Origin of the sequence: Streptomyces parvus (assembly GCF_014648875.1) — a bacterium.
Taxonomy (GTDB): domain Bacteria; phylum Actinomycetota; class Actinomycetes; order Streptomycetales; family Streptomycetaceae; genus Streptomyces; species Streptomyces parvus.
The window spans coordinates 192620-217362 of the sequence record NZ_BMRY01000007.1 but is presented as its reverse complement, the minus strand read 5'-3'; the positions used below and the strand labels follow the sequence as shown (position 1 = coordinate 217362).

43 protein-coding genes are annotated in these 24743 nt (G+C 69.4%); 10 read left to right on the top strand and 33 right to left on the bottom strand.

Annotation, left to right across the window (positions count from 1 at the left end):
- Nucleotides 1-39 precede the first annotated feature (39 nt).
- From IE140_RS22510 to IE140_RS22480, 7 genes are all read right to left on the bottom strand, one after another.
- On the bottom strand, nt 40-261 hold the full coding sequence (locus IE140_RS22510; RefSeq protein WP_150196492.1) for a hypothetical protein: 222 nt from the start codon (nt 259-261) through the stop codon (nt 40-42).
- Nucleotides 262-294: 33 nt separating this feature from the next.
- Nucleotides 295-606, bottom strand: coding sequence for a hypothetical protein (locus tag IE140_RS22505; protein WP_150196493.1), 312 nt, complete (start codon nt 604-606; stop codon nt 295-297).
- An 18-nt stretch (nt 607-624) separates the two neighbouring features.
- Complete coding sequence (locus IE140_RS22500; protein ID WP_150196494.1) at nt 625-819, bottom strand: hypothetical protein; 195 nt, start codon at nt 817-819, stop codon at nt 625-627.
- A 100-nt stretch (nt 820-919) separates the two neighbouring features.
- The gene (locus IE140_RS22495) at nt 920-1168 is read right to left on the bottom strand and encodes a hypothetical protein (protein ID WP_229826871.1); all 249 of its coding nucleotides are present in this window, start codon (nt 1166-1168) and stop codon (nt 920-922) included.
- A 94-nt stretch (nt 1169-1262) separates the two neighbouring features.
- Nucleotides 1263-1574 (bottom strand): hypothetical protein, encoded by a 312-nt coding sequence (locus IE140_RS22490; RefSeq protein WP_150196495.1) that lies wholly within the window; start codon nt 1572-1574, stop codon nt 1263-1265.
- Nucleotides 1575-1761: 187 nt separating this feature from the next.
- Nucleotides 1762-1956 (bottom strand): hypothetical protein, encoded by a 195-nt coding sequence (locus tag IE140_RS22485; RefSeq protein WP_150196496.1) that lies wholly within the window; start codon nt 1954-1956, stop codon nt 1762-1764.
- Nucleotides 1956-2135, bottom strand: coding sequence for a hypothetical protein (locus tag IE140_RS22480; protein WP_150196497.1), 180 nt, complete (start codon nt 2133-2135; stop codon nt 1956-1958). The genes IE140_RS22485 and IE140_RS22480 overlap by 1 nt, the downstream gene beginning before the upstream one ends.
- A 236-nt stretch (nt 2136-2371) precedes the next feature.
- On the opposite strand from IE140_RS22480, the gene IE140_RS22475 reads away from it, so the two are divergent.
- From IE140_RS22475 to IE140_RS22460, 4 genes are all read left to right on the top strand, one after another.
- A complete protein-coding gene (locus IE140_RS22475) occupies nt 2372-2614 on the top strand; it encodes a hypothetical protein (protein WP_150196498.1) in 243 nt (80 codons plus the stop codon).
- Between the two features lie 209 nt (nt 2615-2823).
- On the top strand, nt 2824-3405 hold the full coding sequence (locus IE140_RS22470) for an NUDIX hydrolase (protein ID WP_150196522.1): 582 nt from the start codon (nt 2824-2826) through the stop codon (nt 3403-3405).
- A complete protein-coding gene (locus tag IE140_RS22465; RefSeq protein ID WP_150196499.1) occupies nt 3402-3812 on the top strand; it encodes an NUDIX hydrolase in 411 nt (136 codons plus the stop codon). Before IE140_RS22470 ends, IE140_RS22465 begins: the two co-directional genes overlap by 4 nt.
- Nucleotides 3813-3818: 6 nt before the next feature.
- Nucleotides 3819-4373, top strand: a complete 555-nt coding sequence (locus IE140_RS22460) for a hypothetical protein (protein WP_150196500.1) — start codon at nt 3819-3821, stop codon at nt 4371-4373.
- Nucleotides 4374-4421: 48 nt separating this feature from the next.
- On the opposite strand, the gene IE140_RS22455 is transcribed toward IE140_RS22460, so the two are convergent.
- Entirely contained in the window at nt 4422-4799 is a 378-nt protein-coding gene (locus tag IE140_RS22455; protein ID WP_150196501.1) for a helix-turn-helix transcriptional regulator, read from the bottom strand.
- A gap of 205 nt (nt 4800-5004) precedes the next feature.
- On the opposite strand from IE140_RS22455, the gene IE140_RS36640 reads away from it, so the two are divergent.
- Nucleotides 5005-5397, top strand: a complete 393-nt coding sequence (locus IE140_RS36640; RefSeq protein WP_373296186.1) for a DUF6907 domain-containing protein — start codon at nt 5005-5007, stop codon at nt 5395-5397.
- 144 nt (nt 5398-5541) lie between these two features.
- Nucleotides 5542-6711 carry a hypothetical protein gene (locus IE140_RS22445; RefSeq protein ID WP_150196503.1) on the top strand — a complete coding sequence of 390 codons (1170 nt, stop codon included), beginning with the start codon at nt 5542-5544 and terminating at the stop codon, nt 6709-6711.
- Nucleotides 6712-6765: 54 nt separating this feature from the next.
- On the opposite strand, the gene IE140_RS22440 is transcribed toward IE140_RS22445, so the two are convergent.
- Nucleotides 6766-7020, bottom strand: coding sequence for a hypothetical protein (locus IE140_RS22440; RefSeq protein ID WP_150196504.1), 255 nt, complete (start codon nt 7018-7020; stop codon nt 6766-6768).
- A gap of 156 nt (nt 7021-7176) precedes the next feature.
- On the opposite strand from IE140_RS22440, the gene IE140_RS22435 reads away from it, so the two are divergent.
- The gene (locus IE140_RS22435; protein WP_150196505.1) at nt 7177-7710 is read left to right on the top strand and encodes a helix-turn-helix domain-containing protein; all 534 of its coding nucleotides are present in this window, start codon (nt 7177-7179) and stop codon (nt 7708-7710) included.
- A gap of 27 nt (nt 7711-7737) precedes the next feature.
- Nucleotides 7738-8451, top strand: a complete 714-nt coding sequence (locus tag IE140_RS36135) for a hypothetical protein (RefSeq protein WP_229826870.1) — start codon at nt 7738-7740, stop codon at nt 8449-8451.
- A gap of 257 nt (nt 8452-8708) precedes the next feature.
- Here IE140_RS36135 and IE140_RS22425 read toward each other — a convergent pair whose 3' ends face one another.
- The 9 genes from IE140_RS22425 to IE140_RS22385 all read right to left on the bottom strand — a co-directional run bounded on the left by IE140_RS22425 (nt 8709) and on the right by IE140_RS22385 (nt 12632).
- Complete coding sequence (locus IE140_RS22425; protein WP_150196506.1) at nt 8709-9221, bottom strand: hypothetical protein; 513 nt, start codon at nt 9219-9221, stop codon at nt 8709-8711.
- A complete protein-coding gene (locus IE140_RS22420; RefSeq protein ID WP_150196507.1) occupies nt 9218-9550 on the bottom strand; it encodes a LuxR C-terminal-related transcriptional regulator in 333 nt (110 codons plus the stop codon). Before IE140_RS22420 ends, IE140_RS22425 begins: the two co-directional genes overlap by 4 nt.
- Nucleotides 9547-9711: a hypothetical protein gene (locus IE140_RS22415; RefSeq protein WP_167533529.1), complete on the bottom strand. Its 165-nt coding sequence runs from the start codon at nt 9709-9711 to the stop codon at nt 9547-9549. Before IE140_RS22415 ends, IE140_RS22420 begins: the two co-directional genes overlap by 4 nt.
- 149 nt (nt 9712-9860) lie before the next feature.
- Nucleotides 9861-10337, bottom strand: a complete 477-nt coding sequence (locus tag IE140_RS22410) for a hypothetical protein (protein ID WP_150196508.1) — start codon at nt 10335-10337, stop codon at nt 9861-9863.
- On the bottom strand, nt 10334-10648 hold the full coding sequence (locus IE140_RS22405; protein ID WP_150196509.1) for a hypothetical protein: 315 nt from the start codon (nt 10646-10648) through the stop codon (nt 10334-10336). Before IE140_RS22405 ends, IE140_RS22410 begins: the two co-directional genes overlap by 4 nt.
- Nucleotides 10645-10800 carry a hypothetical protein gene (locus IE140_RS22400; RefSeq protein WP_167533530.1) on the bottom strand — a complete coding sequence of 52 codons (156 nt, stop codon included), beginning with the start codon at nt 10798-10800 and terminating at the stop codon, nt 10645-10647. The genes IE140_RS22405 and IE140_RS22400 overlap by 4 nt, the downstream gene beginning before the upstream one ends.
- A gap of 62 nt (nt 10801-10862) precedes the next feature.
- Entirely contained in the window at nt 10863-11117 is a 255-nt protein-coding gene (locus IE140_RS22395) for a DUF6197 family protein (protein ID WP_150196510.1), read from the bottom strand.
- Between the two features lie 26 nt (nt 11118-11143).
- Nucleotides 11144-11353 carry a hypothetical protein gene (locus IE140_RS22390; protein WP_150196511.1) on the bottom strand — a complete coding sequence of 70 codons (210 nt, stop codon included), beginning with the start codon at nt 11351-11353 and terminating at the stop codon, nt 11144-11146.
- Between the two features lie 121 nt (nt 11354-11474).
- The gene (locus tag IE140_RS22385) at nt 11475-12632 is read right to left on the bottom strand and encodes an RNA-guided endonuclease InsQ/TnpB family protein (protein WP_150196512.1); all 1158 of its coding nucleotides are present in this window, start codon (nt 12630-12632) and stop codon (nt 11475-11477) included.
- A 45-nt stretch (nt 12633-12677) separates the two neighbouring features.
- Here IE140_RS22385 and IE140_RS22380 point away from each other — a divergent pair, with 45 nt between their 5' ends.
- The gene (locus tag IE140_RS22380; protein ID WP_167533531.1) at nt 12678-12842 is read left to right on the top strand and encodes a toxin-antitoxin system HicB family antitoxin; all 165 of its coding nucleotides are present in this window, start codon (nt 12678-12680) and stop codon (nt 12840-12842) included.
- A 2-nt stretch (nt 12843-12844) separates the two neighbouring features.
- Here IE140_RS22380 and IE140_RS22375 read toward each other — a convergent pair whose 3' ends face one another.
- The 9 genes from IE140_RS22375 to IE140_RS22335 form a co-directional block, all read right to left on the bottom strand.
- Complete coding sequence (locus IE140_RS22375) at nt 12845-13708, bottom strand: hypothetical protein (protein ID WP_150196513.1); 864 nt, start codon at nt 13706-13708, stop codon at nt 12845-12847.
- Between the two features lie 77 nt (nt 13709-13785).
- Nucleotides 13786-14592, bottom strand: coding sequence for a DNA-methyltransferase (locus tag IE140_RS22370; RefSeq protein WP_167533532.1), 807 nt, complete (start codon nt 14590-14592; stop codon nt 13786-13788).
- Nucleotides 14593-15010: 418 nt separating this feature from the next.
- A complete protein-coding gene (locus IE140_RS22365) occupies nt 15011-15331 on the bottom strand; it encodes a leucine zipper domain-containing protein (RefSeq protein WP_167533533.1) in 321 nt (106 codons plus the stop codon).
- Nucleotides 15328-15648: a zinc finger domain-containing protein gene (locus IE140_RS22360; RefSeq protein ID WP_229826869.1), complete on the bottom strand. Its 321-nt coding sequence runs from the start codon at nt 15646-15648 to the stop codon at nt 15328-15330. The genes IE140_RS22365 and IE140_RS22360 overlap by 4 nt, the downstream gene beginning before the upstream one ends.
- Nucleotides 15645-15983 carry a hypothetical protein gene (locus tag IE140_RS22355; protein WP_150196517.1) on the bottom strand — a complete coding sequence of 113 codons (339 nt, stop codon included), beginning with the start codon at nt 15981-15983 and terminating at the stop codon, nt 15645-15647. Before IE140_RS22355 ends, IE140_RS22360 begins: the two co-directional genes overlap by 4 nt.
- On the bottom strand, nt 15980-16273 hold the full coding sequence (locus IE140_RS22350; protein WP_150196518.1) for a hypothetical protein: 294 nt from the start codon (nt 16271-16273) through the stop codon (nt 15980-15982). The genes IE140_RS22355 and IE140_RS22350 overlap by 4 nt, the downstream gene beginning before the upstream one ends.
- Complete coding sequence (locus IE140_RS22345; protein ID WP_150196519.1) at nt 16270-16989, bottom strand: ATP-binding protein; 720 nt, start codon at nt 16987-16989, stop codon at nt 16270-16272. The genes IE140_RS22350 and IE140_RS22345 overlap by 4 nt, the downstream gene beginning before the upstream one ends.
- Before the next feature lie 2 nt (nt 16990-16991).
- Nucleotides 16992-17849, bottom strand: coding sequence for a hypothetical protein (locus IE140_RS22340; RefSeq protein ID WP_150196520.1), 858 nt, complete (start codon nt 17847-17849; stop codon nt 16992-16994).
- 100 nt (nt 17850-17949) lie between these two features.
- The gene (locus IE140_RS22335) at nt 17950-20661 is read right to left on the bottom strand and encodes a DNA cytosine methyltransferase (protein ID WP_229826868.1); all 2712 of its coding nucleotides are present in this window, start codon (nt 20659-20661) and stop codon (nt 17950-17952) included.
- Between the two features lie 185 nt (nt 20662-20846).
- Between IE140_RS22335 and IE140_RS22330 the strand changes: the two genes are divergently transcribed.
- Nucleotides 20847-21227: a hypothetical protein gene (locus IE140_RS22330; protein WP_150193230.1), complete on the top strand. Its 381-nt coding sequence runs from the start codon at nt 20847-20849 to the stop codon at nt 21225-21227.
- An 80-nt stretch (nt 21228-21307) separates the two neighbouring features.
- Here the strand turns inward: IE140_RS22330 and IE140_RS22325 are convergent, their stop codons facing one another.
- Genes IE140_RS22325 through IE140_RS22300 form a run of 6 tightly spaced genes read right to left on the bottom strand, consistent with a single transcriptional unit; the run spans nt 21308 to nt 24713 of the window.
- Nucleotides 21308-22105 (bottom strand): hypothetical protein, encoded by a 798-nt coding sequence (locus tag IE140_RS22325; RefSeq protein ID WP_150193231.1) that lies wholly within the window; start codon nt 22103-22105, stop codon nt 21308-21310.
- Nucleotides 22102-22962, bottom strand: a complete 861-nt coding sequence (locus IE140_RS22320; RefSeq protein ID WP_150193232.1) for a hypothetical protein — start codon at nt 22960-22962, stop codon at nt 22102-22104. Before IE140_RS22320 ends, IE140_RS22325 begins: the two co-directional genes overlap by 4 nt.
- Nucleotides 22959-23297, bottom strand: a complete 339-nt coding sequence (locus IE140_RS22315; protein WP_150193233.1) for a hypothetical protein — start codon at nt 23295-23297, stop codon at nt 22959-22961. Before IE140_RS22315 ends, IE140_RS22320 begins: the two co-directional genes overlap by 4 nt.
- Nucleotides 23294-23620: a hypothetical protein gene (locus IE140_RS22310; protein ID WP_150193234.1), complete on the bottom strand. Its 327-nt coding sequence runs from the start codon at nt 23618-23620 to the stop codon at nt 23294-23296. The genes IE140_RS22315 and IE140_RS22310 overlap by 4 nt, the downstream gene beginning before the upstream one ends.
- Nucleotides 23617-24321 carry an exonuclease domain-containing protein gene (locus IE140_RS22305; protein WP_150193235.1) on the bottom strand — a complete coding sequence of 235 codons (705 nt, stop codon included), beginning with the start codon at nt 24319-24321 and terminating at the stop codon, nt 23617-23619. Before IE140_RS22305 ends, IE140_RS22310 begins: the two co-directional genes overlap by 4 nt.
- Nucleotides 24318-24713, bottom strand: a complete 396-nt coding sequence (locus IE140_RS22300; RefSeq protein WP_150193236.1) for an ASCH domain-containing protein — start codon at nt 24711-24713, stop codon at nt 24318-24320. Before IE140_RS22300 ends, IE140_RS22305 begins: the two co-directional genes overlap by 4 nt.
- Nucleotides 24714-24743 lie beyond the last annotated feature (30 nt).

The window sequence follows — 24743 nt, the reverse complement described above, 5'->3', positions numbered from 1 at the left end:
TCGGTGTCCTTTCGGTTCAGACGTTGCGGGTGGGCCGGATCAGAGCTGGTCGGGCGTGAGGGAGAAGAACAGAACCACGAAGTTCGCCCCGTACTTCTCTTCGAGGTAGGCCTGGATGTTCTGGTAGATGGTGGTGTGGGTGTGAACCCCAGGGACTGCGGTAACCGGGCCGTCGTCGGTCGCGATCTGACCTCGGGCGGTCTGGATGGTGGCGATCCAGTGGTAGGTGACGGGCTCGGGGGTCTCGGCCTGCGTGGTCACGGCGGGGTCCTTTCGGGTGCGTGGGGGGGGCGGTCAGGCGGGCTTGGGGATGGCGCGGCAGGTCTCGGCGTGGGACTGCGCCCACTGGTGAACCCGGGGCGTAACCCACTGGCCGTTTGCGTCGAAGTCGGCAGGCTGCTCCCGGCCGTACTCGTGGGCGCTGATGCTGAAGCCCCACTCCTCGATCTGCTCCTCGCCGCAGCCGTTGCAGTGCGCGCGGGTCTGGGTTGGCGGGGTCGGGATGTAGTAGCCGGACTCTTCGAACATGTCGACGGTGGCGCCGCCGACGGTGAGGTAGCGGGCGATGACGTTCTCGGGCCAGGCGGTCTCGGTCTGCGTGGTCATGGCGGTGGGCCTTCCGGGTCAGGTGCGGACGGTGGCGGGGTTCTTGCCGCGCAGGTGGGCGATGGTGGCGACACCAAGCCCGAAGCCGAGCAGCACCGGCTGGGCGGCAACGAACTGCACGGTCGCGGCCAGCACGGCGGCGGTCGCCTGGGCGAGGCCGGGGAACAGAATCAGCAGCGCCAGGGCTGCGGCGATCAGCATCAGCTTCTTCACGGTTCGGCCCTTCCTGGGCTCGGTGGTGAGTGAGGTCGGTCGGTGGCGCCCCGGGCCGGATTCGAACCGGCAGCCTCACGCCGTAATCCGGGGCGATGGGTCAGCGGTTCAGCCAGCCGGCGCGCCGACTGTCGCCTTCCTTGGCGACGACCTTCTCGACGTAGTCCGCGACCTCCTGGCCGCGGGCACTGCAGCCCTTGGTGGTCAGCGCAGCCGCGAGGGTGCCGGTCCGGAACGTGGCCGCAGCCTCCTGGTCGCCGCCCTCGACGGCCTTACGGATGTCCTTGCTGAGTGCGGCGTGGCCACTGACCTCGGTCGCAGTGTCGGTGATCCGGCTGAACAGCCCCATGCAAGCCTCCTCCTCAGGTGTTGGGTCCGGGTGGTTCCCGGGCCACTCCGCCGCCACCAACCCGGGGGTTGGGGGCGACAGGGCAGGCCGGGGGTCAGGCGGCAGCCGGCGTCGACAGGCCGCGGATCTCGTCCATCAGCCGCGGGGCCCCCGGGGCCGACCGGTCCAGGTCGATCGCCGCGAGCATCACCGCCGACATCTGGTCGTGGTCGCCGGTGGACCAGGCGGCACGGAACTCGGTCAGCAGGTTCACGCTCAGGCGGTCCGGATCGGCGACCACGGCGGCCAACTGGGCCTGGGCGACAGTCGTATTGGCCCGACGGCGGGCGGCGAGCTCGTCCGTAGCGGCGTCGTCGCCATCGGAAAGAGCAGCGAGAGCAGACGCGGTCATCAGGTACGGAGACATGGGGGTGCCTATCTGTGAGGTGGTGGGGTGAGCAAGATGGGTGGAGAGCCGTGCTGGCGGAGGCCGCGGGGGAACGGATCGTCCCCGCCAGCACGGCGGTCAGTGGGGTGTTACTTGCCGCTGTTGTTTCGGCTGCGCTCGTTCGCCTCGGCGACCTTCCGGCGCAGCGCCTCGTACTCGGCGGCGGTCACAACCGCCAACCCTCATCGGGCTGAACCGTGTGCGCGGCGGCCGTCTCGAACGCGGCCCGAGCAGACTCCTGATACAGGTACAGGGAGCCGGCCGACGGGTGGTCGGGGGTGGTCGCGATCTCCTCGGCGCGGACTGCGAGGCCCTCAGCCCGGTACTGCTCATCGAACGCGAACGCCGGAGCCAGCACCATCACCACCCCCGCTGCGCAATAAACCGGCGGCGAGCAGCCGGGTCCGCGGGCGGAGTCGGGGAGTCCTGAGTGACCTGGGCCGGGCGGCGGACATACGAGCCGGCCTCGTGGGCGGCGATGTCGGCCGGGGACAGGTCGCTGAGCGCGGGGCGCTCGACGGTAGAGTTCTGCACAGCCATCGGGGTCTCCTTCATAGACCTTGGCGGTGAGGGTCGGATGCTGCGCGATGTAGGAGTCGCAGGCGTCCGGCCCGTTTTTTGTTGTGTGCTGCTCGCGGACGAATCCGGTAGGAGTGAACAGCACCTCCTCTCAAGTCGAGGCTTGAGAAGTGGTTACGAGGTAGACAGTAGGCGGCTCGACACATCCAGTCAAGACGCATCTTGAGAGAGTGTCGGAACACCTCTACTCTCAGGACATGACCGACTCCCTGGACACCTCCTTCGCCCCGCTGAACGCCCACCTCAGAGCCATCGGCGATCTCAGCGAGCGCTACAGGACCATCCGGGAAGCCGAGGAACTCTTCGAATCCCTCAAGCGCACCCACCTCCAAGAGGTCGCCCAAGGGCTGCGCGCCGAAGGGAAGAAGTGGAAAGAGGTCGCCGAGATCATGGGCGGCGTCTCCTACCAGCGAGCCTTCCAGTACGGCCAAGGCGAGTAGCCGAGTGTCTGTCATGCCCTCAAGTCAACCGGCGGCCGGCTTACCGGAACATGAACCGCCAGTGCGGTGGCAGTGCACCGGATCGGCCCCTAGTGCAGTAGCAGTGCAGCAGTGATGCAGAACCGCAGCGCCACGACCCGGGGAGCCGGATAGTGAACGTCACCACGTGGACCGGCCGCACCGCCTGCGCCTTGCAGGCCGCGCTCCGCATGACGAACGAGAGCTTCGCCGCCAGGCTCGGTGTCGCGGTTCGCACGGTCGCCGGCTGGCACAGGAACCCGGAGATCGTCCCGCGCACCGAGATGCAGCAGGCCCTCGACACCACCTACGAGAGGGCCAACGAGCACGTGAGACGTCGCTTCTCCGTTCTGTCCCGCCCGCCCGAGGAGCCCGCCGAGGCCGAGACGCAGGCGCTGCGGGTCGCGATCGCCGTGGTGTTGCGTGGCACCGAGGTACTCCTGGTGTGCCGCCGCGGCGACGACGCGCTTAGCTGGCAGTTTCCGGCGGGCATGTGCAAGCCCGGCGCCGCGGCCACGACGGTGGCGGTGCAGGAGACCCACGCTGAGACCGGGGTCCATGTGGCGGTCCGCGAGGAGCTCGGCACCCGGGTCCACCCGAAAACCAGGGTGCTGGCCAGCTACGTGCTCTGCGACTATCTCGCCGGCGAGGCCAGCAATCTGGACGCGGTCGAGAACATGGACGTCGCCTGGGTGCCACTCGCCGCCCTGACCCGTTTCATCCCTGCCGAGAACATCTACCCGCCGATCTTGAGTGCCTTGGAGGCAGCGTGACCGAGCAGAGTGTGCAGCCCCCCGTCTCCACGGCGATCATCGTCGACGGCGGGAAGGTGCTGATGATCCGGCGCCGGCAGCGGGAGGGGAAGTTGCTGTGGGCGTTCCCCGGCGGCGGCATCGAGGCCGGGGAGACTCCGGAGCAGGCCGCGGTGCGGGAGACGGCGGAGGAGGTTGGCCTGGAGGTCAAGGCCGTGCGGGTTCTCGGTGATCGGGTGCACCCTCAGACGGGGGTGCCGATGACGTATGTGGCGTGCGAGCTGATCTCCGGTGATGCGATCGTCGGGGACGCGGAGGAGATCGCCGCGGTGGCGTGGATCACGCACGGGGAGATTCCGGAGTACGTGCCGTGGGGGCTGTTCGGGCCCGTGCAGGACTACCTCGACGCCGCTTTGAATGGGAGCTAACAACGCATGCACCAGGACGATTTGCAGGAGCTGCGCTCCACCACCATGGAGCTGTTATCCGACCCGCGACTCGACAACCTGTGGACCTACTTGGCCAACAGCACCATCCAACACGAGAAGGCTGGTCGCCCGGGCCCGGTCCTGAGGCAGGTCTTCCTACGAGGACTCTCACTGGCTTCCATGCGCCGGATGACGCCGGATGAATGTCAGTTGGCAGAGCTACAAGCAGTGTCCTACGAAGGGAGCCTCACATCACCCTTCCCGCACGGCCTGGTTCTCTTCGATGAGCCCGTAACGATGCTTCGCGTAGCGGGCAACGCTGAAGTGGGCGAAGTTCGCGTGGACATGAGCGGCCTGCTCTGGACCGACGTACTGGCACAGGACAACCGTCACTACGTAGGCGTGTACGCACTCAAGGACGAAGTCCTGATGCCCGCCATGGCGGAGTTTCGCCCATACGGTCAGAGGCTTACGGCCGGGGCCGCAAGGCAGTCGCTGCTCGCCAACTTTCTGCCGGCTTGCTGGGCAGCAGAAAGCGGCTGGCTAGCTCCACCCGCCTAGCCCTTTGCCGCCACCCGCCATGTCGGCTCGAAGGCGGGTGGCGGCGGCCTAGATCAGACCCCGCCCCTTGAGGGTGTCAAGCGTCCGCTGGGCCATGGCGTTGATCTCTGCCGACGTCAGGTGGTCACTGACCGCGAGGGCTGCCTGTTGCACAGCGTGGCGAACGGCTTCGTCCCGGTCCTCTGATGACACGAACATGGCGGCCTCACCTCGGAGTACCGAGATTCCGTGCCCGGCGGGCCAGCCTAGAGCTTCTTCGATCTTGGGAAGTGAGGGCGGGATTCGCTTGCGCTGCATGCCGCTTTCGATGCTGTGCAGCGTCATCCTGGAGATCTGCGCCTTCTCGGCGAGCGCCTCTTGGCTGAGCCCATCGCGCTCGCGCTCGCGCCGGACCTCTTTCCCCAGCCCCTTCCAGTCCATGTCCATGTAGCCATCCTGCCTCACGGATGGACATTCGGTCTAGGAAGTCGTTGCGCAATGTCCAACGAATGTCTAACGTGGAACCGTGAGTGAACGTCGGCGGAAGCCGGTGGCCACGCATGCAGAAGGCCGGACGGTTGGACCCGTCCGGCCTGATTGAACAGCGAGTTTGCCCCTCGCTGATCAGAGAACCCACTGTGAAAGGTTCACCATGACTGTAGCGCACAGCACCTCGTCCCTCCCGGTCCTGTCGGCTCCGGTTCCCCCTCCGCCGCCGGCTCCGTCCGCTCCGACCGCGCATCCGACGGCGTGCCCGTCGTGGTGCAAGGACCGGAACTTCCCGGCGGGTCACAACTCGTCGCCGCGGGACACCGCCCACCGGTCGCGCGCTCTCGAGCTGAAGCTGTCGGGTGAGACCGACACGGTGACGTTGGTCCGGGCGGAACTGTTCCGCCTGGATGAGCTGGACGACATCGGCGAGACGGTCCTGTACGTGCAGGGCGAGGAGGAGCAGGGCTCGTCAGGTCTTGATGTGGAGATGTTCGTGGCCAGCCTGATCGCGTTCACGGACAACGTGCGGGTGTTGCACCGCCAGATGGGCTGATCAGCCCCTGCGGTTTCTCACGGCCGGGCAGCTGGTGCTGCCCGGCCGTTTCCAGATCGGCGGGCGGGTCCCGCGTTGTCCCCGTAGGAGTGCTGTGTTTGTGCTGTCTGTTGCCGTGCCAGGCCTGGCGAGAGGGGGCCGGTTGTGGGTGTGCGTCTGATCGTTGAGGTGTTGGATCACTGGCAGGACGCCGGGTTGACCGCGGGCGAGCGGAGCGACCTGCTGCTGCTTGCCGAGAACGCGAACGACCAGAGCCGGCTGACGTGGGGTCCGGTGCATGCGGAGTACGTGCTGCATCGGGCGAACAAGTCGGCGGCGGGGTGGAAGAACTCGATCGGCAAGCTGATCAAGAAGGGCGTCCTGGTTCAGCACGCGCAGGGGCATGTCGGCCAGGTCGCGGTGTACCGGCTCGCGCAGCTGTGCCCGGAGGCTCCGCATGATGGCTGGAGAGGACACTGCACCCGGCCAGAGAGGGTCACCCCGGAGGTGACCCTTTCGGAGGACGGCCCGGAGAAGGGTCACCTCTCAGATGACCCTCAGGGTCACTCCTCAGGTGACCCTCTTGAGCGAAAGGGTCACCTGACAGGTGCGGAAAGGGTCATCTCTCAGGTGACCCCTACTCCTCCTGTCTCCTCTTTTAAGACCCCCTCTAACACCTCCTCCTCCCCTGCGGCGGAGTCGTTGCCTGCAGCCCGGGAGTCGGCCACCGAGGGAGGCGGCGGTGGCGATTCCTTCTTCGAAGGGCCAGCCACGACTGGGCCTTCCGTCGGGCAAGGGGTAGCGGTGGCTCCCCCTTCGGCCGAGCTGCACCCACTGGCCGAGCCGTTCGTGGCCGCCCTGGACTTCCGGGGCCGCCCGCCGGGGTCGATGCAACGTGGCCGGCTGGTCGCCCTTATCGCTGCCGCCCTGGACGCCGGCTGGGCGGAGCAGGACTTGAAGACCTACCTGGATCTGGGTGGTGCGGCGGTGAACTCTGCTGCCGCGGTGTACGCGCACCGGCTGGGCGCGGACGAGCTCCCGGACTCAGTCACGTTCCGCGAGGCTGCGAGACGCCCCCTGGAGGGCACGGACGCAGTCGTGGACGGGTGGATGCAGCTCGCCGGGCGTTCGGGCCCGCACAGGCCGTACCAGGACTCGTGGCGGCGCCTGGAAGAGGAGGGGCGGAACGGGGCACGGCCGCAGGGGTGGGAGAAATGGAAGCACTGCGGGGAACCCGAGTGTGACGAGGTCACCCGGCGGCGAGACGAGGCCGGCTGGGACGGGTTGCTTGCCTCGGTGCCGTGCCCGAAGTGCCACCCCGCCATGAAGTTCTAACGCCCGCGGCCTACGCCCCTGCCTGCGTTTGGGCGGTGCTCGACCTGTAGCGGGTCAGCGCCAGGGGTCGACGTTGCGCCAGGCGGTGGGGAAGCCGGGGGTGTCGGCGTAGAGGTTGGCGATGGGCGTGAGGACGCCTTCGAGGATGCCTTCCCGGAGCTTGGTGACGATGGGGTCGTCGAGGGGGTGGCCCATGTCGAGGAGCTCGGTGCAGGTGGTGATGGCGGTGCGGTGTGCGGCGGCTTGTGGGGTGGGGTCGTTGGCGAGGACGGTGTTGAGGTGCTGGGCGAGTTCGGCGTAGGGGGTCATGGGGTTCTCCTGGTTGTGGTGTGGGCGTGGTGAGCTTGGCAGGTTGGTGGCTGTGAGCTGGGGTTTCTGATGGGTTCTCACTCTTCTGGGTGACACCCCTTCCCATAACGCCTCACCGTGAGGCATTATGGAGTCATCGCCACCGAGGGAGACCCGATGAACACCACCGCCGCCGCACTCCAGGCCCACGTCACCCCCGCCACCATCCGCACCTGGGCCCGCCGCGGCATCATCGCCGCCACCAAGACCGCCGGCCGCTGGATCATCGACGCCGCCTCCCTCGCCCGCCGCATCGCCATCGGCAACCGCCGCACCCGGAAGCAGGTCAACATGATCGACCTCACCGCCACCTACGCCATCACCGCAGGCCCCCACGCCGGCGCCACGATCACCCCGAAGGTCCGCACCCGGCAGCGCGGCGACGAGACCATCACCGTCATCCGCGGCCTGGCCCCGCTCCTCGCCGACCGCATCGACTCCATCACCGACCTCGGCGACCGCCTCCACACCCTTACCGTCCTCATGAACGCCTCCATCGCCCTGTCCAACCTGGAGGGCGACTTCGGTTCCAACGGGGTCTACTCCCGCGACAACGGGCGCATCTCCACCAGCTACGCCGGAACCCGCGACCTGCCGGTCGAAACCGTCCTCGACCTCGCCGAGCAGCTCCGCGACCAGCTCGCCAAGTAACCAGTTTGCGATCCGAGAGGCCCGATCATGCCCGTACAGTTGCCCCCCGTCCCGGTCGACGTGCCCGTCCTCGTCGAGAGTTCCTTCTCCGCCAACTACGGCCCTGAGCACCACGGTGTTGACGTGGCTGCCCAGTGGTGGTGTGAGGCGACGCGCCGGCCCCGCCGCGGTGATGCGGTGGCTTCCGTGTTCGCACCCGGCGCGGTCTTGCACCAGCCGCTGGTTCAGCTGACGCTGAACGCGGACGACCTGGATGAGACCGAGGCCGTGGGGCACTACGCCATCCGCATCGCTCGTCCTCTCATGCGGCTGGTGGCTGATGGGGGCGACAGTGCGGCACTGGCCGAGCTGAAGGGGCTGCTGTCGTCGTCCGGGCCGCTCGGTGGCGGTTCATCGGCTGCCTGGCATCGAGTCAACGAGTGGCTGCCCGCCGCCCGGACCGCGGCACGGGTGCAGGACATTCCCGAGCTGGAGCTGCTCGGCTACGGCCGCCCTGTGGAGCTGTGGACGGTGAGCATGGTCGCGAAGTTCCTGGGCTTCACTGGCCCGTCCGCGAACGGCAGCGCCCGCAAGCAGCTGTCGCGGTGGGGTATCGAGTCGCAGGGCCGGGAGCCGGGCCGGCGCGGAGAGTCCCAGTACTCGGCTGACGAGGTGCAGGCGAAGCACGCTGCCCGGCCGGGCCGAGGGCGGCATGGCGCGGCCCGTGACGGCGGTCGGTTCGCGGGACCCCAGGGCGGCTAACCCAGCACGACAAAGCGGCCCCTACCCGTCTGGGTGGGGGCCGCGGCGTGTCCGGGGTCAGTTGTGGTGGCAGCGGCACTGGCAGCTGGCCCCACAGAATTTGCAAGCCGCCGGCTTCTTTGCCCCGGCCTTCCCGGTCTTCCCCTGGCAGTACCCGTGCTCCCCGTGCAGGCAGCCCGTGGACAGGTAATGGTGGGTGCCGTGCCGGTGCGCGAACCGGGTGAGGGCCGTGGCGAGACGGCCAGCAAGACGGGGGATCATGCGGTCGCCTCGGCGTCATTGTCGATGGCCGCGAGCACAGCGTCGGCGATCTCTTGGCGAACGCTGAGCGGCAGGTGCCGGTCGTGCTTGGCGAGGACGGGTTGGACGGCGTTGAACGCCAGGGCGCGGCGGCGGGTCATGGCCGCATGGTCGGCGACGGCCTGGGCTTCCCACGCCTGCCGGGCTTGAACGTCTGCGAGGGTGTCTGCCGAGACCGGGAATGGCCCGAGGGTCTTGATGCCCCGAACCTCTTCCGGTGTCGGCCCATGCCGGTCCCCGAACGGTCTCGGCCAGGCAGCCGGGTCGACCATGAACGCGTGCGCCCAGTCCTGCCGGTAGTCGCAGGCCGGGTCAGGGCAGTACCACCCAGAGTGGGACGGAACCAGGCTCGGCGACTGGGTGTGCTGGTCGGCGCCGCAGGTGAACGGGTGCATGCCGCTGGCGGTCTGGAACTGTTCGAGGGCGGCGACCTGTTCGCTGCTCCACGGGGCGGTGATCGTGTCGGTCATGCTGCCTCTTTCAGTCGGCCGGCGCGTTGGGCGACGGCGTGTTCGGCGTTGGCGGCTTTGCAGGCCGCGCAGGCACGCTCGTCGCGGCGGAGGTGCCGGAGGTAGGCGGCCCGGTCACCGCAGTCGGGCCGGCTACCGATGAGGTGCTGAAGGTGGCCGAGGTGGACGGCGTGGGTGATGTTCGTGGCCCGCAGGGTGTGGCAGATGATCCGTTCGTGGTAGCTGATCGTGGCTACCGCAAGGTGCATGGTGTGGGCGATCTGCGGGCCGGTGAGACCTTGGGCTCGGTGCCAGAGGATGGTTCGCTGCCGCGGTGACAGGGCGTTCATGGCCGCCTCGGCTTGACGTTGCCTGCCGCGTCGAGGTGCCCGTCGGCGGTCGCGAGTAGCCGCACCGCCCGAGCCAGGACGGTGGCCGGCGACTGGCCGCGGTACAGGCGCAGCAGGCGGGACGTCTCCGGGGTGAGGAGGACGGTGAGTTGGCGGATCATGCGGGGCTCCTTCGGTCAGAGGTAGTCGCCGACGGGGACGGTTTCGGTGTCCCGATCGACGGGCGGCGGTGGCGGGTCTTCGCAGGGGCAGGCCCCTGCCTCGTCGTCGTAGAGGCAGGGGTGCCCGTAGGCGCAGGGCGGTCGGCCGTTCACGTGGCCTCGTGCTGTTGCGCCGTATCACTGGGGCTATCAATGGCGGCCCGCCGCCGTACCTTCCGGCGGGGTGCGGTGCCGTCGGCTATGCGTTCCGCGATGGCCGCGAGGGTGGCCGCGCTGGGTGGGGTGTTGAGCTTGGCGGCGTAGGCGTCGGCGGCTTCCCGCTCTTCGGCGGTGAGGCCAGTCGGCGGGTTGAGTGCGGCGTGGATGAGGTGGGCGCAGCAGGGCCCGACCGGCCCGGCGTCGACGGCCTGCCGGACACGGGCCACGGTGGCCTCGGCGCGGGCAGCCTGCCGCTGGAGCCCGGTGTTGGCCTCGTTGAGGTCGCCGACCACCACCTCCTCGTAGCTGTGCAGGTCGGCCTCCATCTCGCCGACGATCCCTGCCAGCTGTTCGCCTTCGGCGGGGAGGATGACGCCGCGCCGGGCCCGGTCGAGGAGGTGGTGGAGACGCTCGGGCTGGGTGGTCACCGGGTCTCCTGGTCTGCTTGGTCTGCCCAGTCGATGAGTTGTGCGGCCAGGCGCCGGGCCTGGGCCGGGTTGATGATCGCGGTCGGGTCGCCGGTCATGGTGATGTGGATGCGCAGCCAGGGCCACGGCTTCATGTCGTCGGGCTGGTCGTCACGCCCGTCGCGGGTGATGTGGCTGGGGATCAGGGCGAGGCCGATCTCGCCACCACGGGGGTCTTCCTCATCGGGGAGGATGTGTGACCCCTGGTAGATCCACGGCGGGCCGCAGGGGGCCTCGGGGTCGATGCCGGGGATGGACGCGTAGATACTCATCGGGCCTCCTCGCTCTGGCCGCACGCGTTCTCGTGGCGGCGCAGGTCGGCTTCGCGGGTGCCCGGGGGTTGGCGGTCACCGCACCTGCCGCACTCCCAGACGGGGCAGCCGTTGACGTAGATGGACCGGTAGCGGGCGGGGCGTCGGGGCATGGTGGTCCTTCCGGGGTTCGGGTGTGGCCGCCTGTGGTGGGGCGGCCACACAGCAGGGGCAGTCAGGCGGTGGCAGCGCGGAGCAGCGCCGCGACGTCGGCTCGGGTCCTTCCGGGCTGCCGTTCCCAGGCGACGGTCATCTCCTCGTTGAGGTGGGTGACGACGGCGTCCCAGAGGTCGGTCTCGTCGGGGCGGCTTCCGTCGCGGGGTGCTGCCTGGTTGAGCAGGGAGCAGATGCCAGGGCCGTTGGGGTCCGGCGTCCAGTGGGTCTCGGCGAGGTCGGCGGCACGGTGCAGTGCGGCAGCGAGCTGGGTCATGCGGTGTCTCCTTGGGTGGGCCGGGATCACCCTGCAGCAGGGGCGGGGGCGGTGGTGCGCAGCGCGAGGCCGAGCACGACGGCGGAGGTGCAGGGCCAGGGGACGTAGCGGCGATGCGCGGGCCGGTTCCCTATCTGGGGGTAGCTCCAGCGGCAGCGGGCGCATACGACGGCCCGGTTGGGCCAGTCGCCGCCGACCTCTATGGGCTCGTGGCCGAACGCCTCGGGCGTGGTCATCGTTTGACGTCCTCCCAGCCCTTTGGGGGCGGGGATTCCCTCACTGGCGCTCGTTGTGGCGGAGCGCCTTGAGCTGGGTTCCTGTTTCATCGGCCGATGCCTCCGCGAGCGGAGGTGTTACTCAGCCTCCGCAGGCGTTTACGGTCTCCGCCCGTCCGGCGGCGACCTTGCGTCCTTCGGTCTTGATGTTGCGTGCGGCGTTGACGTCGCGGTCGTGCACAGCCCCACAGTTGAGGCAAGTCCACGTCCGGACCTTGAGGGGCTTCGGGCCGTCCTTGAACCCGCAAGCCGAACAGAGCTGCGAGGAGGGAAAGAACCGGTCCACCCGTGCGAAGGTGCGGCCGTAGCGCGTTGCCTTGTACTCCAGCATTCCAACGAAGGTGGACCATCCGGCGTCGTGCACAGACTTCGCGAGACGGGTCCGTCCGAGGCCGCTCACTGCAAGGTTTTCCACGTGCACCGCTTGGTTCTCGCGGATGATCGCGGTCGACAGCTTGTGGTGAAAGTCCCGGCGGGCATCCGTTGTTCGGGCGTGCGCCCGTGCAACCTTGACCACGGCCTTCTTGCGGTTGCTGCTTCCCTTCGCCTTCCGGGAAAGGTTCTGCTGCGCCTTGCGGAGGCGCTTCTCTGCCCGCCGGAACAGCTTCGGAGCAGCCACTTTCCGACCGTCGGAGAGGACCGCGAAGTGCGTGAGACCCAGGTCGATCCCCACCTCGCCGCCCGCTTCCGATAGCACCTCGGACGGGTTGGTCTGGACAACGAACGAGACGAAGTAGCGTCCGGCCGCATCCTTGATCACGGTCACTGACGAGGGGGTGGACGGCAACTGCCTGGACCAGCGCACCGAGACGTCGCCGACCTTCGGCAGACGAAGCTTCCCGTTCGGCAGTACCCGGAAGCAGTCCGACTTGGTGTACCGGGCTACTTGCCGGTTGTCCCGCTTCGACCTGAAGCGGGGCTCGCCAACCTTGGGTCCTTTCCGCTTCCCCGACATGGAGTCGAAGAAGTTCCGGTACGCCGCGTCGAGGTCGCGCAGGGCTTGCTGCATGACACCGACGGGAGCGTTGACCAGCCACGCTCGTTCGGGGGTGCGCTTTGCCTGGGTGATGAGTGTCTTGGACAGCTCGCCCGACCTGGGGAAGGGCATCTTCGCGGCGTGCGCATCCTTCCGAATGCGCAGAGCGTCGTTGTACACCACCCGCGCGCACCCGAACGTCCGGGCGAGCGCTGCTCGCTGGCCGGACGTCGGGTAGACGCGGAAGTTGTACCGAAGCTGCATGGTCCCATTCTAGCTCCAACATGAGACCAGTGCCAGAATGGGACCATGACGAAGCACGTGAATCTCCGACTTCCCGACGACGTACACGAGAAGGCCGTGGCTGCCGCCGCCTCCGACGATCGTTCCCTGAACTCATGGCTGATCTCCGTAGTGCGACGTGCCACTGAATCCTCCGGTGCACCGGACCGCCTCGACGACGATCCGACCTGAGGTCACTGGGGCTCCTCGGGCGCGGCAGGGGCAGCGGGCTCCTCGTCTACCTCGGGCGCGAAGTCGGCGGCCGTGTACGGATGGAGCCGGTGGCGGACGGTGACACCGACCCCGGTGTCGACCCCGTCGTCGTGCCGCTCGCTCAGCTCGAAGTGCTCGTCGTAGTTGTCGCCGTGCGGGGTGGGGGTCCACTCCAGGCGGTCGGCGGTCTTGTCCGACTGGGACAGGACCCAGGCGATCGCTGCGCCCTTCGCGGCAGCCTCGGTGTTGGCGTAGCCGATGAGGTAGTCGGACACGTTGCCCGGCTCGTAGACGGCTTCCCATTCGGGGATTGCGGCGGCGAGGGCGGTGTCCGCCTCGGTCGTGGTGGGCGGCTGCACCCCGGCGGCAGCGTCAGCGGCCAGGGCGGCGAGGACCGCGTCGGCGCGGCGGAGGTACCGCCCGATGACGCTGCTCGTGAGACTGTCGTGGCCCGGACCCCACTCCCAGCCATCGGCGGCAGCGAGTGCGTCAGCAATCCGGTCACGGAGGGCTCCGGCCCGGTCGGCAGGCGCGGGCGCGGCGGCGGGGCGCTTCGGCGGCATCCACTCGCAGGCGCAGTCCTCGGCGCACCCGTAGACGCTGTGCTCGTCGGCCGGGTGCGGGCAACCGCAGGAGGTGGTGCCGAGGAGCTGCCGGGCCACCGCCAGAGCCGGGTGCACCACGGTGGCGACCGCCCCGTACTCCCCGGTGGTGTGGTGGTCGGACGCGTCGGCCAGCGTCGTCAGCAGACCGGCCAACGCCGGGTCAGGGGCACGGTCAGCGGCGGCGCGCAGCAGGTCGGCGGGGCGGTCGGCGGGGCGGTCGGCGGGGGTGGTGTCGGGCATCAGGGGCCTCCTGGTGGTCGGTACGATGTGCGGTGGGCGCCCGCCCCGGGTAGCAGCCGGGGCGGGCGTACTGCTGGTCATGCGGCGGGGAGCGCGAGTTGCTGCAGCCGCTGCACGATCACGGCCGCCGACTCCTCGGACTGCTCGATCAGGACCGCCCGGCGGCCGCACATCACGGCGGCCTCCGCGACGGTGCCGCTCCCGGCCATCGGGTCCAGGACGAGACCACCCGGCGGGGTGCACTCGCGGATCAGCGGCTCAACGGTGGCCAGAGGTTTCTCGTCCTGGTGGCGCTTGCGGTAGCGCACGGACGGAGCCTCGATCAGGAACGACACGGAACGGGGCTGACGGGTACCGTCGTCCTGCCACGACGTGGCGCGCCCGTCGCGCTGGTGTTCGGCGGACCGGGACGCCTTGCGGACGGTGCCCTTGTTCGCGGTGGTCCGCTCGCGCTCCCACTCGTGGTACAGGTCGCCCCAGGCGCCGCGGTACCAGTGGTAGGCCCACTCGTGGACCTTGACGAGACGGTCCCGGCTCCCGGGACCGGATCCGTTCCGCTTGACCCACAGGGCCTCCTGGGCGAACCGCCACCCGGCGAACTCGTCGCGCTGCTCCAGGAACATGCGGGCCGAGCCGAAGCACCACAGGGATGCGGCCGGGGGGAGAGCCTCGGCGACGGCCTGGACCCAGCCGGTGGGCCACCGGTCCCACGCGGCGGCGGTCTCCCCATAGGGCGGGTCGGTGACGCACGAGACGGGCTGCTCGGGGAGACGGGGCAGGATCTCGCGGCAGTCCCCCACATACAGGGTCACGTCGTTGTCAGGGGCGGCGTAGTACGGCACGAGCTCAGCCGAGGCGGGGGCGGGTGAGGTGGGCTTGTCCACCCGGACCGCCCACCCATCACACCCCGGGCACAACACAGCCGGCGTGTCCGTCGGGGCGTGCATCGTGGCGTCACAAGGGGTACAGCGGTACATCATCAAGAGCTCCAGGTGAGTGCAGGTACGGTGGGCGGGCCGGCTGCCCCCGATAGCGACGGGGGCAGCCGGTACTGCTTTGAGGCCGGCGGTCACAGCGACCACAAGGTCGGCTGCATGGGCCGGAGTTCTAGGGCGGTTTGACCGGGGATCTGCTCGACACCCGGGGCCGGATCGGCTGTGCGGGCCCCTGTGGGGCGTTCCCGGGGTCGCACGGACTCCGGAGCCTCGGCGGCCTGTTCGGGCGCGAGAGGGCGGGTTTTGGGCCGCGACGGGGCCTCACGCCCGCGCCCCGGCCGCCGACCGGTCCCCCGCGGGCCGGCCTTCACGCCGCCTGCTTCTGCCGGTCACGGGACCGCCACCGCTCGACGGTCCGCTTGTCGACCCCGACGATCCGGGCCACCTCCGCCGCGGGCACCTGCCGTTCGGTCAGGCCGCGGGCGACGAGGACTCGTTCGAGCCGGGTGAGCCCTTCGGCCGGCCGCTGCTCGGTGACGATGAGCTCGACGTCGACCGGGTCGGCGGTGCCCCACTGGGTGAAGTGCGGGTCCCCGTACCGGGCAACCCTGGCCCGGTGGCCGTGGCACAGGCGCCGCTGCGGGCGGGCCTGCCGGGTGCAACCGTCAACGCTGCACTGGCGGTTCATGCGGCACTCCGGTCTGCCTCGGTGTGCCGAGCGGGGTGGACGGCCCCGTTGTCGAGGGCCCTCCCCGCGCTGTGGCACGGAACGGTCGGGGTGACCTGGCAGGTGGGGCAGCACGCCACCAGTTGGGCGCGGGCGTCGATGCGCTGCTGGTGGACCTGGGCAAGCGGCACACCCCGGGACGGAATCCGGCACGGCCGGTGGGCGGCAGCCCCACAGCGAGGGCACGGGATGGACCGGGCCGGGTGCTGGCCGGTGCGCATGAAGTGGCGGATGCTGTCGGGCATCGGGGCGGGCTGGCCGTAGCGGGTACGAGTCACAGGTTTCTCCTCGGGGTGCAGGCGGGGCATCCGCACGTTTGGCGGCTGGCAGTCGGGTTGGTGAGCTCGACGTGGTCGGCGGCGGTGAACCAGTCCCGGTACTCGTCGAGGGCCGTCGTCCAGGCGGCGGGCGGGTGGTGCTGCGGTGGCGGGTCGGGCGGCCGGGTTCCGGCGGGCCAGGCCCCGGCCCGGTAGCCGGGCGGCTTCGGCGGCGGCACCGCGGCGGGCTGGGTGGTGCGCTTCGCCCGGCCGACCCGCAGCTGGTCGCGCATGAAGCTCCGGAGGTCGCCCTCCTTGCGCATCGCCGCAATGTCGGCGGCATCGAAGTCCGTCACGACGCCTCGTTCGGTGTTGCCGGAAGGTCAAGGCAGTCGGCGTCGGGCGGGCGCCAGCCGGCGTCGAGCAGCCGGGCGATGATGCGCCGGGCCGTCTCGTCTGCGGTTCCCTCACCGAAGCCGGGGAAGGCCGCCGGGTTGTGGGAACGGCCTTCGGTGACGGCGAGGAGCGCTTCGATGTGGGAGACGACCCACTGTTCGGCGATCTGGATGCCGGTCTGGCCGTACAGGTAGCCGATGCGGGCGATGGCGCAGTCGACGTTGGCCATGCGGGGGTCGTCGGCCTTCATGCGGCACCTCGCCGACGGTCGGCACCGACCATGTCGACGATCTTTGTCATCTGGGAGAGTCGCGAGGTGATGCGTTCGCCGAGCTTGTCGACGAGGTCCGGGCCGTTGGGGTCGGACGCCGGAAGGTTGCTCGTGATGATCAGCGGGCGGCATTCGTTGTACCGGTAGTTCAGGAGGCGATAGGTGGCCTCCTCGGTGAACTCGCTGATCTTCTCGGTACCGAGGTCGTCGATGAGGAGCAGCGGGATACGCATGAGCCGCTTCACTTCGTGCTCGGGGCCGTTGTCGCTGCCGCCGGGCCGCATGAGGGCGTACATGTCGGGCGCGGTGAGTGCGAGAACTTCGTACTTCTCGGGTCCGGCGTCGGCAATCCGGCGGAGGGCACCGTAGGCCTCGTGCGTCTTGCCGGTGCCGAACGTTCCGGTGAGGAAGAGAAATCCGGCCTTGCGCGGGTCGGCTGCGACCTGGTCGGCCCAGGCGATGACGTCGGGCTGGGAGGCGACGGCCTCCTGGTACCGGTAAGGGGTGGCGGTTGTCCACCGACGGAGGGCCCATTCGGCCCGACGCTGGCGGTGGAACTCGGGGTGGCCGGGCTCGTCGGGGTCGGGGGTGTTGTCGACCGGGCCCGGGGTGACTGGTGCGAGACCGCGGGCTTCGAGCTGGGCCTGGATGCGGCGGGTGAGGTGTTCACCGCCGAGGCGCTGGGGGTCGGGCATGGTCAGAATCCGTTCGCGTAGGCGGAGGGTGCGGTCTGTTGCCGGTAGGGCGTGTGGTTCTTGCCTCCGACGGCTTTGAGGTCGGGCTTGCCGTTCGGGGCGGGCGGAAATTTGTCTTCGTAGCGGCGGTCGCGGATCCAGCCGGCGGACTGCTTGATGAACTGGAAGTCCTGGCCCGCCATCTGGCGGGCGTATGCCTCGGCTGCGGTGGTGATCTTCTGCGGGTCGACGCCGCTGAGGACTGCGGCGATCCAGGCTTCGCGCGTCTTGCCCATGTCGCAGCTCTTGGGATGCAGGAGCCAGAAGCGGCCGAACTCGGCCTTCTCTTCGTCGGTGATTTCGCGACCCGCACCAGAAGGGGGAGCCGCTGCTACCCCTAGGCCGGTAGTAGCTACTTCTTCTTGAGGGGACTGAGGGGCTGAGGAGAAGGGGGGAGCCCCGGCTCCTTCAGAACGAGCCCCGGCTCCTTCCGAAGGAGCCCCCGCTCCCCCTTGGGGTAGCCCCTGCTCTCCCTTAGGGGTAGCCGTGGCTTCTTCTGAGTGAGCCCCCGCTACCCCTTCAAAGGGCGGAACGAGGAAAGTCATCCGCCGGCCGGGCACCGCGTACATGATCCGACCGTCCTTGCCCTTGCCGATCGGGACGCGGAACTCCCAGCCCGCCGCAGAGAGCCGCTTGAGAGCGTTCCGGACCACGTCGACACTGCCCGCACCCGTCCAGCGGGCAAGGTCCGGGAGCTCGACATAGCTCTCCCTGGTGGCGTCGTTCGCGTCGTCGGCGATCTCCAGGGCGACAGCGCGCTGTAGGCCAGTGACGGCAGGCCCCAGCGCTTCGCGCAACTGGCGACGAAGCTCGTAACCCATGGAATCTCTTCTCTACGACGTGCGGGTGCGGATAGGTTCGGGCTGTCTGCGGTGTGGGGCCCGCGGTCGGGTCAGGTGGGGGCGGGGTCCGGGCGGGGCGTCACGCTGCGGCTGCCAACTGGGGCTCGGCGTACCGCTCCAGCTCCTCGCCGGTGACGGCTTCGACGAGGGCACAGAGGATGACCTCGGCGGCGTTGGGGGTGACGGCGTTGCCGTACTGGCGGACCTTGTCGCGCTTGGAGCCGAGGACGATGTAGTCGTCCGCGAAGGACATTGCGCGGCCGATCTCGTGGGGTTCGAGCATCCGGAAGCGCACGTCGTTGATGTCGACGTCGCCGCGGACGAGGGCGTACCGGTCGCGGGTGGAGAGGGCGCCGATGGGTTCGCGGACGGTGCGGGCTGTGCCGTTGGAGTAGTAGGGGACGAGGATGTCGTTCCACGTGACGAGCGACTGGTGGCCGGCCGTGGTGAGGGCCCGGACGGGTTCGGTGACCGGGGTGCTGAGGTATCCGGCGTCGCCGCGCACTGAGTTGTTCCGCATGACCATGGCGGGCAGTTCGGGCGTGACGAGCCCGTGGTGGTTGCCGGAGGCGGTGACGGTGGCGAGGGCGTCAGTGACGGACCGGGCGACGGATCCGCCGCCGCGGAGTTCGGCGATGAACGGCAGCCAGGCGAGCCCGGTCTCGTTGCGGGTCGTCATGGTGCGCAGCGGGTCGTTGACGGAGCGGGCTTCCTTGCCGTCGCGGCCTTCGACGGGGATGAGGAGCGGCGGGACCATGAGCCCGTCGTTCTCCCGGGTGGTGCGGGCGCCCATGGGTTCGCCGACGCTGACCGCCGTGTTCCTCCAGGTGCCTCCGGCTGGGACCATCATCGGGACGGGCTGGGAGAACTTCTTGAGCCCGGCCTGGATGCGGGCGAGGGTCTTGTCGGCGAGGGGCTTGGCCCGGTCGCCGATGCGCTGTCCGGGGATGGACCAGTCGATCGCTGCGGCGGCGGGGAGGGCTTCGGGTTCGACGATCTGGTTGCGGCAGGTGGTGGAGGGGCAGCGGTAGACGTACTGGGTGCGGTAGCGGCCCATGTCCCGGCCCGGGGTCTTGAAGACTTGCATGGCCTGCACCCAGGCGTCGCACCCTGTGCACCAGGCGCGGGGGCGCAGCCACTTGTCCCAGTCGGGGGTGCGGCCCAGCGACTTGTGCCAGTAGCCGACGTAGAGGCGGTCGCGGGACTGGGGTGCGGCGTGCACGGACCGCGGGTTTGCGTGCATGGAGTTGAGGGCGATGATGCGGGTGCGGTAGCCCATCTTGTGGAGCTCGCCGATCCACCGGTCCCACTGGTCCCAGGCCCGGACGTCGGTGACGTTCTCGACGACTCCGGCCTTGACGAGGCCGCCGCGCTCCTGGACGCCGCGGAGGTACAGCGGCACCTCCTCCATGAGCGCCCGGGACTCCTCCTCGGCGTCGGCCGGCTCCTCCTCCGTCTGCTCGATGAGCAGGTCGAGGAGGCTGCCCTGCATGGCGGTGTCGAAGTTGCGGCGCTTCCCCTTGGCCACGGACCAGTTGGTGCACTCCGGGGAGGCCCAGAAGATGTCGGTGACAGGCCAGTCCCAGACGGGGGCGGTACGGATGTCGCCGCGGTAGTGGCTGGCCTCGGGGAAGTTCGCCTCGTGGGAGTCGATGGCTTTGGCCCAGTGGTTCGCAGCTCTGGTCACCTTGACACCGGGGACGGAGTGGGCGCCCTGGCTGGAGCCGCCTGCGCCGCAGTTGCCGGTCCAGTGCACGAGCCCATTGCGGCGGCACAGCCAAGTGCCGTGCTCCACCGTCGGGCACCACACGGTGCCGGTGTACGTGGTCCACTCGGCGGTCGCCTGGCGCAGCGGCTTCGCGGTGACCCGTTCCAGGATCGAAACGCGCCACATCGGGTAGGCGGCTCCCCTGTGCTGCATCTCCCAGCGGTGGATGGACGTGGCCCGCCCGGCCAGGATGGCGGCGAATTGAAACGCTTCCGCGCGGTCCTTCCGGTTCTGTGACAGGGACGAGTCCCGGGCACCGTTGCGGACGCGGGTCGTGCCGTCCGCAAGCATTGACACCTCGACCAGGAGGTTGAGCTGGTCGCCGGTGAGGGTGAGCAGCCACGCCTGGTCCAGGACGTGGTCCGGGGCTGCGGCGATGATTGCGCTAGCCGCAGCGACGTTCAGCCGCCAGTAGCGGGTGCCCTCGTAGTCGGCGACATTCCAGGCCGGGACGCCGACCTGGCGGCCAGCCCGCCCCATCGGCGGCCCGTAGAGCGCTCGCAGCGCTTGATCGATGCGTTCGCACTTCGCAGGGTTCACCGAGGGGGACTGAGACAGGTGCAGACCGCCGTTGGATCGGTAGCTGCCCTCTGTCCATGCCCACCCGACCAGTTCCACCAGCGCGTCATCGTGATCACTGGCTGCGGGGTGTTCGAAGCGGGCGCTGCGGACGACCGATGACTCAAGGGTGAGCTGGTCCGAGGTGCGAACCTGCCACTCCATTCGGCGGCCTGTCGGGGTGTTGACGCGCTGCTGGACGGGCCAGCGGTGCCCAGGCGTGACCAGCGCGGAGATGGCCTTGCCATCAATGCTGAGCACCTTTTCGTCGGTCAGGTTGAAGGTGTTCATCCGCTGGATGGGCACCCAGCGGGCGATGCCTTCCGCCGTGTTGAGGCTGGCGACCGTGTCGCCGACCGCGACCTGGTCGTAGCGGCGCCACCCGCGCGCGGTGAGGATCTCGGTCTCCGTGTCGGCACAGAACCAGTCCATGACGGTGAGTGCGTTGCCGTCGCTTCGGTACATCAGAGCCCTCCCGTGGGCTGTATCTGCCGAATCCGGGCGCACGGAACCAGGCCCTGTCGGGCCGCGGTTTTCGTGATTCGCCGTCGGCAATGTCTGGCGTTCCTGGGGTCTACTCTGCCACACTTCTTTAAAGGTTGGCCAGGATGAACAGGAAGGAAGTGTTGGAGATGGCTTACACTCTGGCCATGGCTACTGGGAAGGGCATCGAGTTCGCGGAGGACGGCGTCGCCACGGTCGGTATGACCGACGCGCGCGCACTCCTCACCAGCCTCATTCGCGAGGTGCGCTACGGCGGAGAGGTGGGCGCATTCACCGAGCGCGGGGCCCGACAGGCCTATGTCGTGACGCCCGACTTCTACGAGACGGCAGCCCGTGACGCAGCCGTACTCCAAGAGCTGCGCAAGCACCTCGCAGACCTCGGCGCAGGAGACAAGCCGTCGGACAAGTCGCAGGCACGCATCATCGGCGAAGCCCTGAGCAGCGCCGAGCGACGAGCCGACGAGGCGAGCGAGCCCAAGAAGCCCAAGATCCGGATCGTCCGCAAGAAGCCGGCCGCCGAGGACTGACGTCACTTCCCCTCCTCCCTCCCCCGCCCCGGCGGGGTTGTTGTGCGTGTGGGCGGGCCACGTGTGGTGGCCCGCCCTTGTCATGCGGCTGTGACTGTCTTGAGGACAGCGCGGTGCTTTCGGTAGGCCTGGCGGCAGGGGTCGCAGAGAGGGACACCGGTCGGGTAGTGGGCTCGGTAGCCCTCCGGGGTTCCGCAGTGCCCGGTCCAGTCCGGGAAGGCCGCGGGGTCGTCGATGGTGTCGTCGTCCCAAGCCCCGACCGGGGCCCACCTGTGTTCCGCGGCGATCCGCCGGGTGCGTGCGACGACGTAGTCGCGGACACCGTGGTCCCGCGGGTTAGCCCGCCACAGCTCGTCGTACAGGGCGATCGCGGCCCGGGCGGTGCTGGCCAGGACGGGCTTGTCGCCGCGGATGGTGGTGTTGAAGTTCTGGATCCCGATGCGTTCGGCGATCCGGATCTGCGGCCAGCCGGCGGCGACGAGGGCTTGGAGGCGGCGCCGGGTGCCGGTGCCGTCGGTGTAGGCCCGGTCGGCGAGGTTGTCGAGGGTGGGCTCGATGGCGAGGAGCGCGTTGGCGTTCTTCGGCAGGAGGCGCTTCGACGGACCCATGTTTCGCTTCGGGTCGCCGTACAGCAGCTTGGAAACCGTGCCGCGGGGCACACCGGCCAGCTGGGCGAGGCGCATCCACCCGATCCCGAACTCGTTCAGGGCGACGATGTGCTGGCGGACGGGTTCGGCGTCGACGTAGGGCTGCCAGGTGCCGTAGGCGATCGCGCGGGACCGGTTGGCCCGGTATCGGGTTTCGCCGTCGCGGCAGGGCTGGCAGCGGCAGCCGTCGACCTTGTACTTGACGTAGGTGCCGTGCTCGCGGGTGCTCATGCCGCCGCCTTCGACCGGTCGCGGCGCTCTCCGGCTCGGAGCTCCTTGACGATGCCCTTGACCGTGGACTCGGCCATGCCGAGCCGGTGGGCGATCTCGTCCGGGGAGACACCGAACTTGTCGAGGTGCTCGACATCCGCCCTGCGGATGGCTGCGAGTTCGTCGCGGTTGAGGGAAGTCTCCGGGCTCAGTTCAGGCTCGGCGGACGGGTCATCGATGACCGCACCGTCCCAGGCTGCGGCAGTCACCCAACCCTTGCCGAGAGCGGTCCGGCGGGCAGCCTGCGATGGGCCGGGGCGCATGGAGTGCGTGCGGTACAGGGCATCGATCGCGTCGCGGTAGGTGCCCTTCACAGACTTGGTGCGGCCTGCGGAGAGGTCACGCAGCCCGGTGAAGGACAGGCCTGCTTGTTCCGCGATCCACGAGAGGGGCCAGCCCATGGCGGCAAGAGCATGCACCCGGCGCCTTGTGCCGACGGAGGGGACGGTTCCGTCGGGGCGGCGGGTCGGAGTGAGGGCGAGAACGGCGCGGGCGGTGTCGTGGCGAACTGTGGTGACGTCGGAGTTGAGGATGTTCCACACGGTTTTGCGGTTGATGCCGGCCGCGTCGGCGACCATCTTTCCGGTCCACCCGTTGTCGAGGAGGGTCCGCAGGTGTGCGGCGACGATGTGCCTGCTGAGGAAGCTGTTGTGGCCGCGGCGACGCCGGAGGTCTCGGATCTTTTCGGCTCGGCGGACTGCGGTTCGGCAGTCGGTGCAGCGGCAGGGCGTCCAGTCGTCGTGGCGTCGGGGCCCCTGGTAGCGGGCGGGTGTTCCGTGCGGGGGTGTCTGCCGGTTCGGGGTGCGGGTGGTGGTCATCGGCCCTCCTCCGGGGCGAGGTTCGGGGTGGCTGCGAGCTTGTTGTCGAGGTAGCGGTTGAGGTCGTCGGCGGGGATGGTCATGACGGCGTCGGCACTGTCGGCGACGCGGCAGAGCCGGAACGCGCGGGCGGTGTAGGTCCGCCGGTCGGCCCGGTCCTGGGCCGCCTGGTGGTACCGGTCGGCGGCCCACGCGCACACCCGGAACGCGGCGATGGTGGCGGTGAGAGCCAGGGCGCCGGGGCCGTAGTAGAGGGCGGCGTTGATGACCTGGCCGACCGCGGTGTGGACCGCGGCGAGCGCCTGGCCGGCGGCGAGGATCGTGTCGATGCTCACGCGGATGCCTCCCGCCGTGCCGCGGCGGTGCCCTTCCACGTCCTGACGCCGCTGTGGTGGGTGGTGGGCCGGTCGGAGCAGGCCCATCCGGCGGTGCGGATGTAGCCCTCGTCGCGGAGGAGGGTGATCAACCTGCCCCAGTGCGCCTGCGGGTTCGGCGGGTTGGGGAGCTTGTTGGCGTCGGCCACCGAGTAGCAGGTGAAGGTCTTGCCGGTTGCCGCGGCGGCTATGAAGACGGGCCACACGGCGGCCAGCCACGTCTCGTAGTCGACAGGCTCGGGAGGGACGTTGCCGTCGAGGGTGGGTTGCACGGTGGAGGTCATGAGACGTTCTCCCTCTGCCTGGGGATGAGTGGCCAGGCGCCTTCGACGGCGGCGTCGGGCCGGGTCTTGCGGAAGTGGTCCTGAAGCGATGCGGCCTGTTCGGCGGCCCACGCGACCTGTGCGTTGTGGAGTTCGTCGAGGGTCATGGCGGCGAGTTGCGGGTACCGGGTGGCCTGCCGCCATGCGACCCGGCATGCGGCGACCGCGTCCGCGTCGGCGCTGTGGGCGGCGTCGAGGCGCACGTCGTAGTGCTGGCACAGGGCGGTCAGGGTGCGCTTCCCGGACCGGTAGCGGTCGACCTGCTTGTCGATGACGAACGGGTCGATGCCCACGGCGTCGGCGAGGGGCTGGAAGCCGTACCGCTGCGCTTCCCGGTCCAGGAGAGTCAGGTCGTAGCGGGCGTTCATAGCGACGACCGGGATCCCGGAGAGGATGACCTGGGTGAGGGCGCCAAGGATTTCCTCGACGGCGAGCCGCAGGTCGACACCCTCAGCGTGGGCCTTTTCGGTGCTGATGCCGTGGACCGCGGCGGCCCCGGCGGGGATCTCTTCGCCGTCGACGTCGGTCAGCCAGTTCGCCGCGGTGGTGGGCTGCTTGGCGCCGACCTGGACGATGCAGGCGGTGACGATGCGGGCGGTCAGTGGATCGGGGCCGGTGGTTTCGAGGTCGAAGCCGGCCATGCGGCCGAGGTGCCAGCTCACCAGGCCACCGCCGTGTCCTGCCGGAGGGCGGCGTTGATGGTCTCCTCGGCGGGCGTCCAGAACCCGAGGGCACCCTTCGCGGGGACCGGCTCGGGGAGCGCGACGACGTCAGCGAGGGTCCAGTGGTACGTCTGGTTGAACGCCCAGGGGCCGCAGCAGACCCACTCGTCGGCCCAGTGGCAGTCGGTGATCGTGGCGACGCCGACGATCGCCGAGTACACGTCGAGGTTCGGTCCTTCGACTTCGGCGGTCTTGTCGGGTTGGGCTCCGGCGTGGATGAGGATGCGGGTCCCATGGTGGGCGGCAGGGAGCTTCCAGGTGCGGTTCTCAACGTGCTTCGTCTGGTGGACGATCGCGTCGGCCCAGGGCTGGCGGATGGTCAGTGCTCGCATGGCATGGTCTCCTGTTGGGGTGGGGCAGCC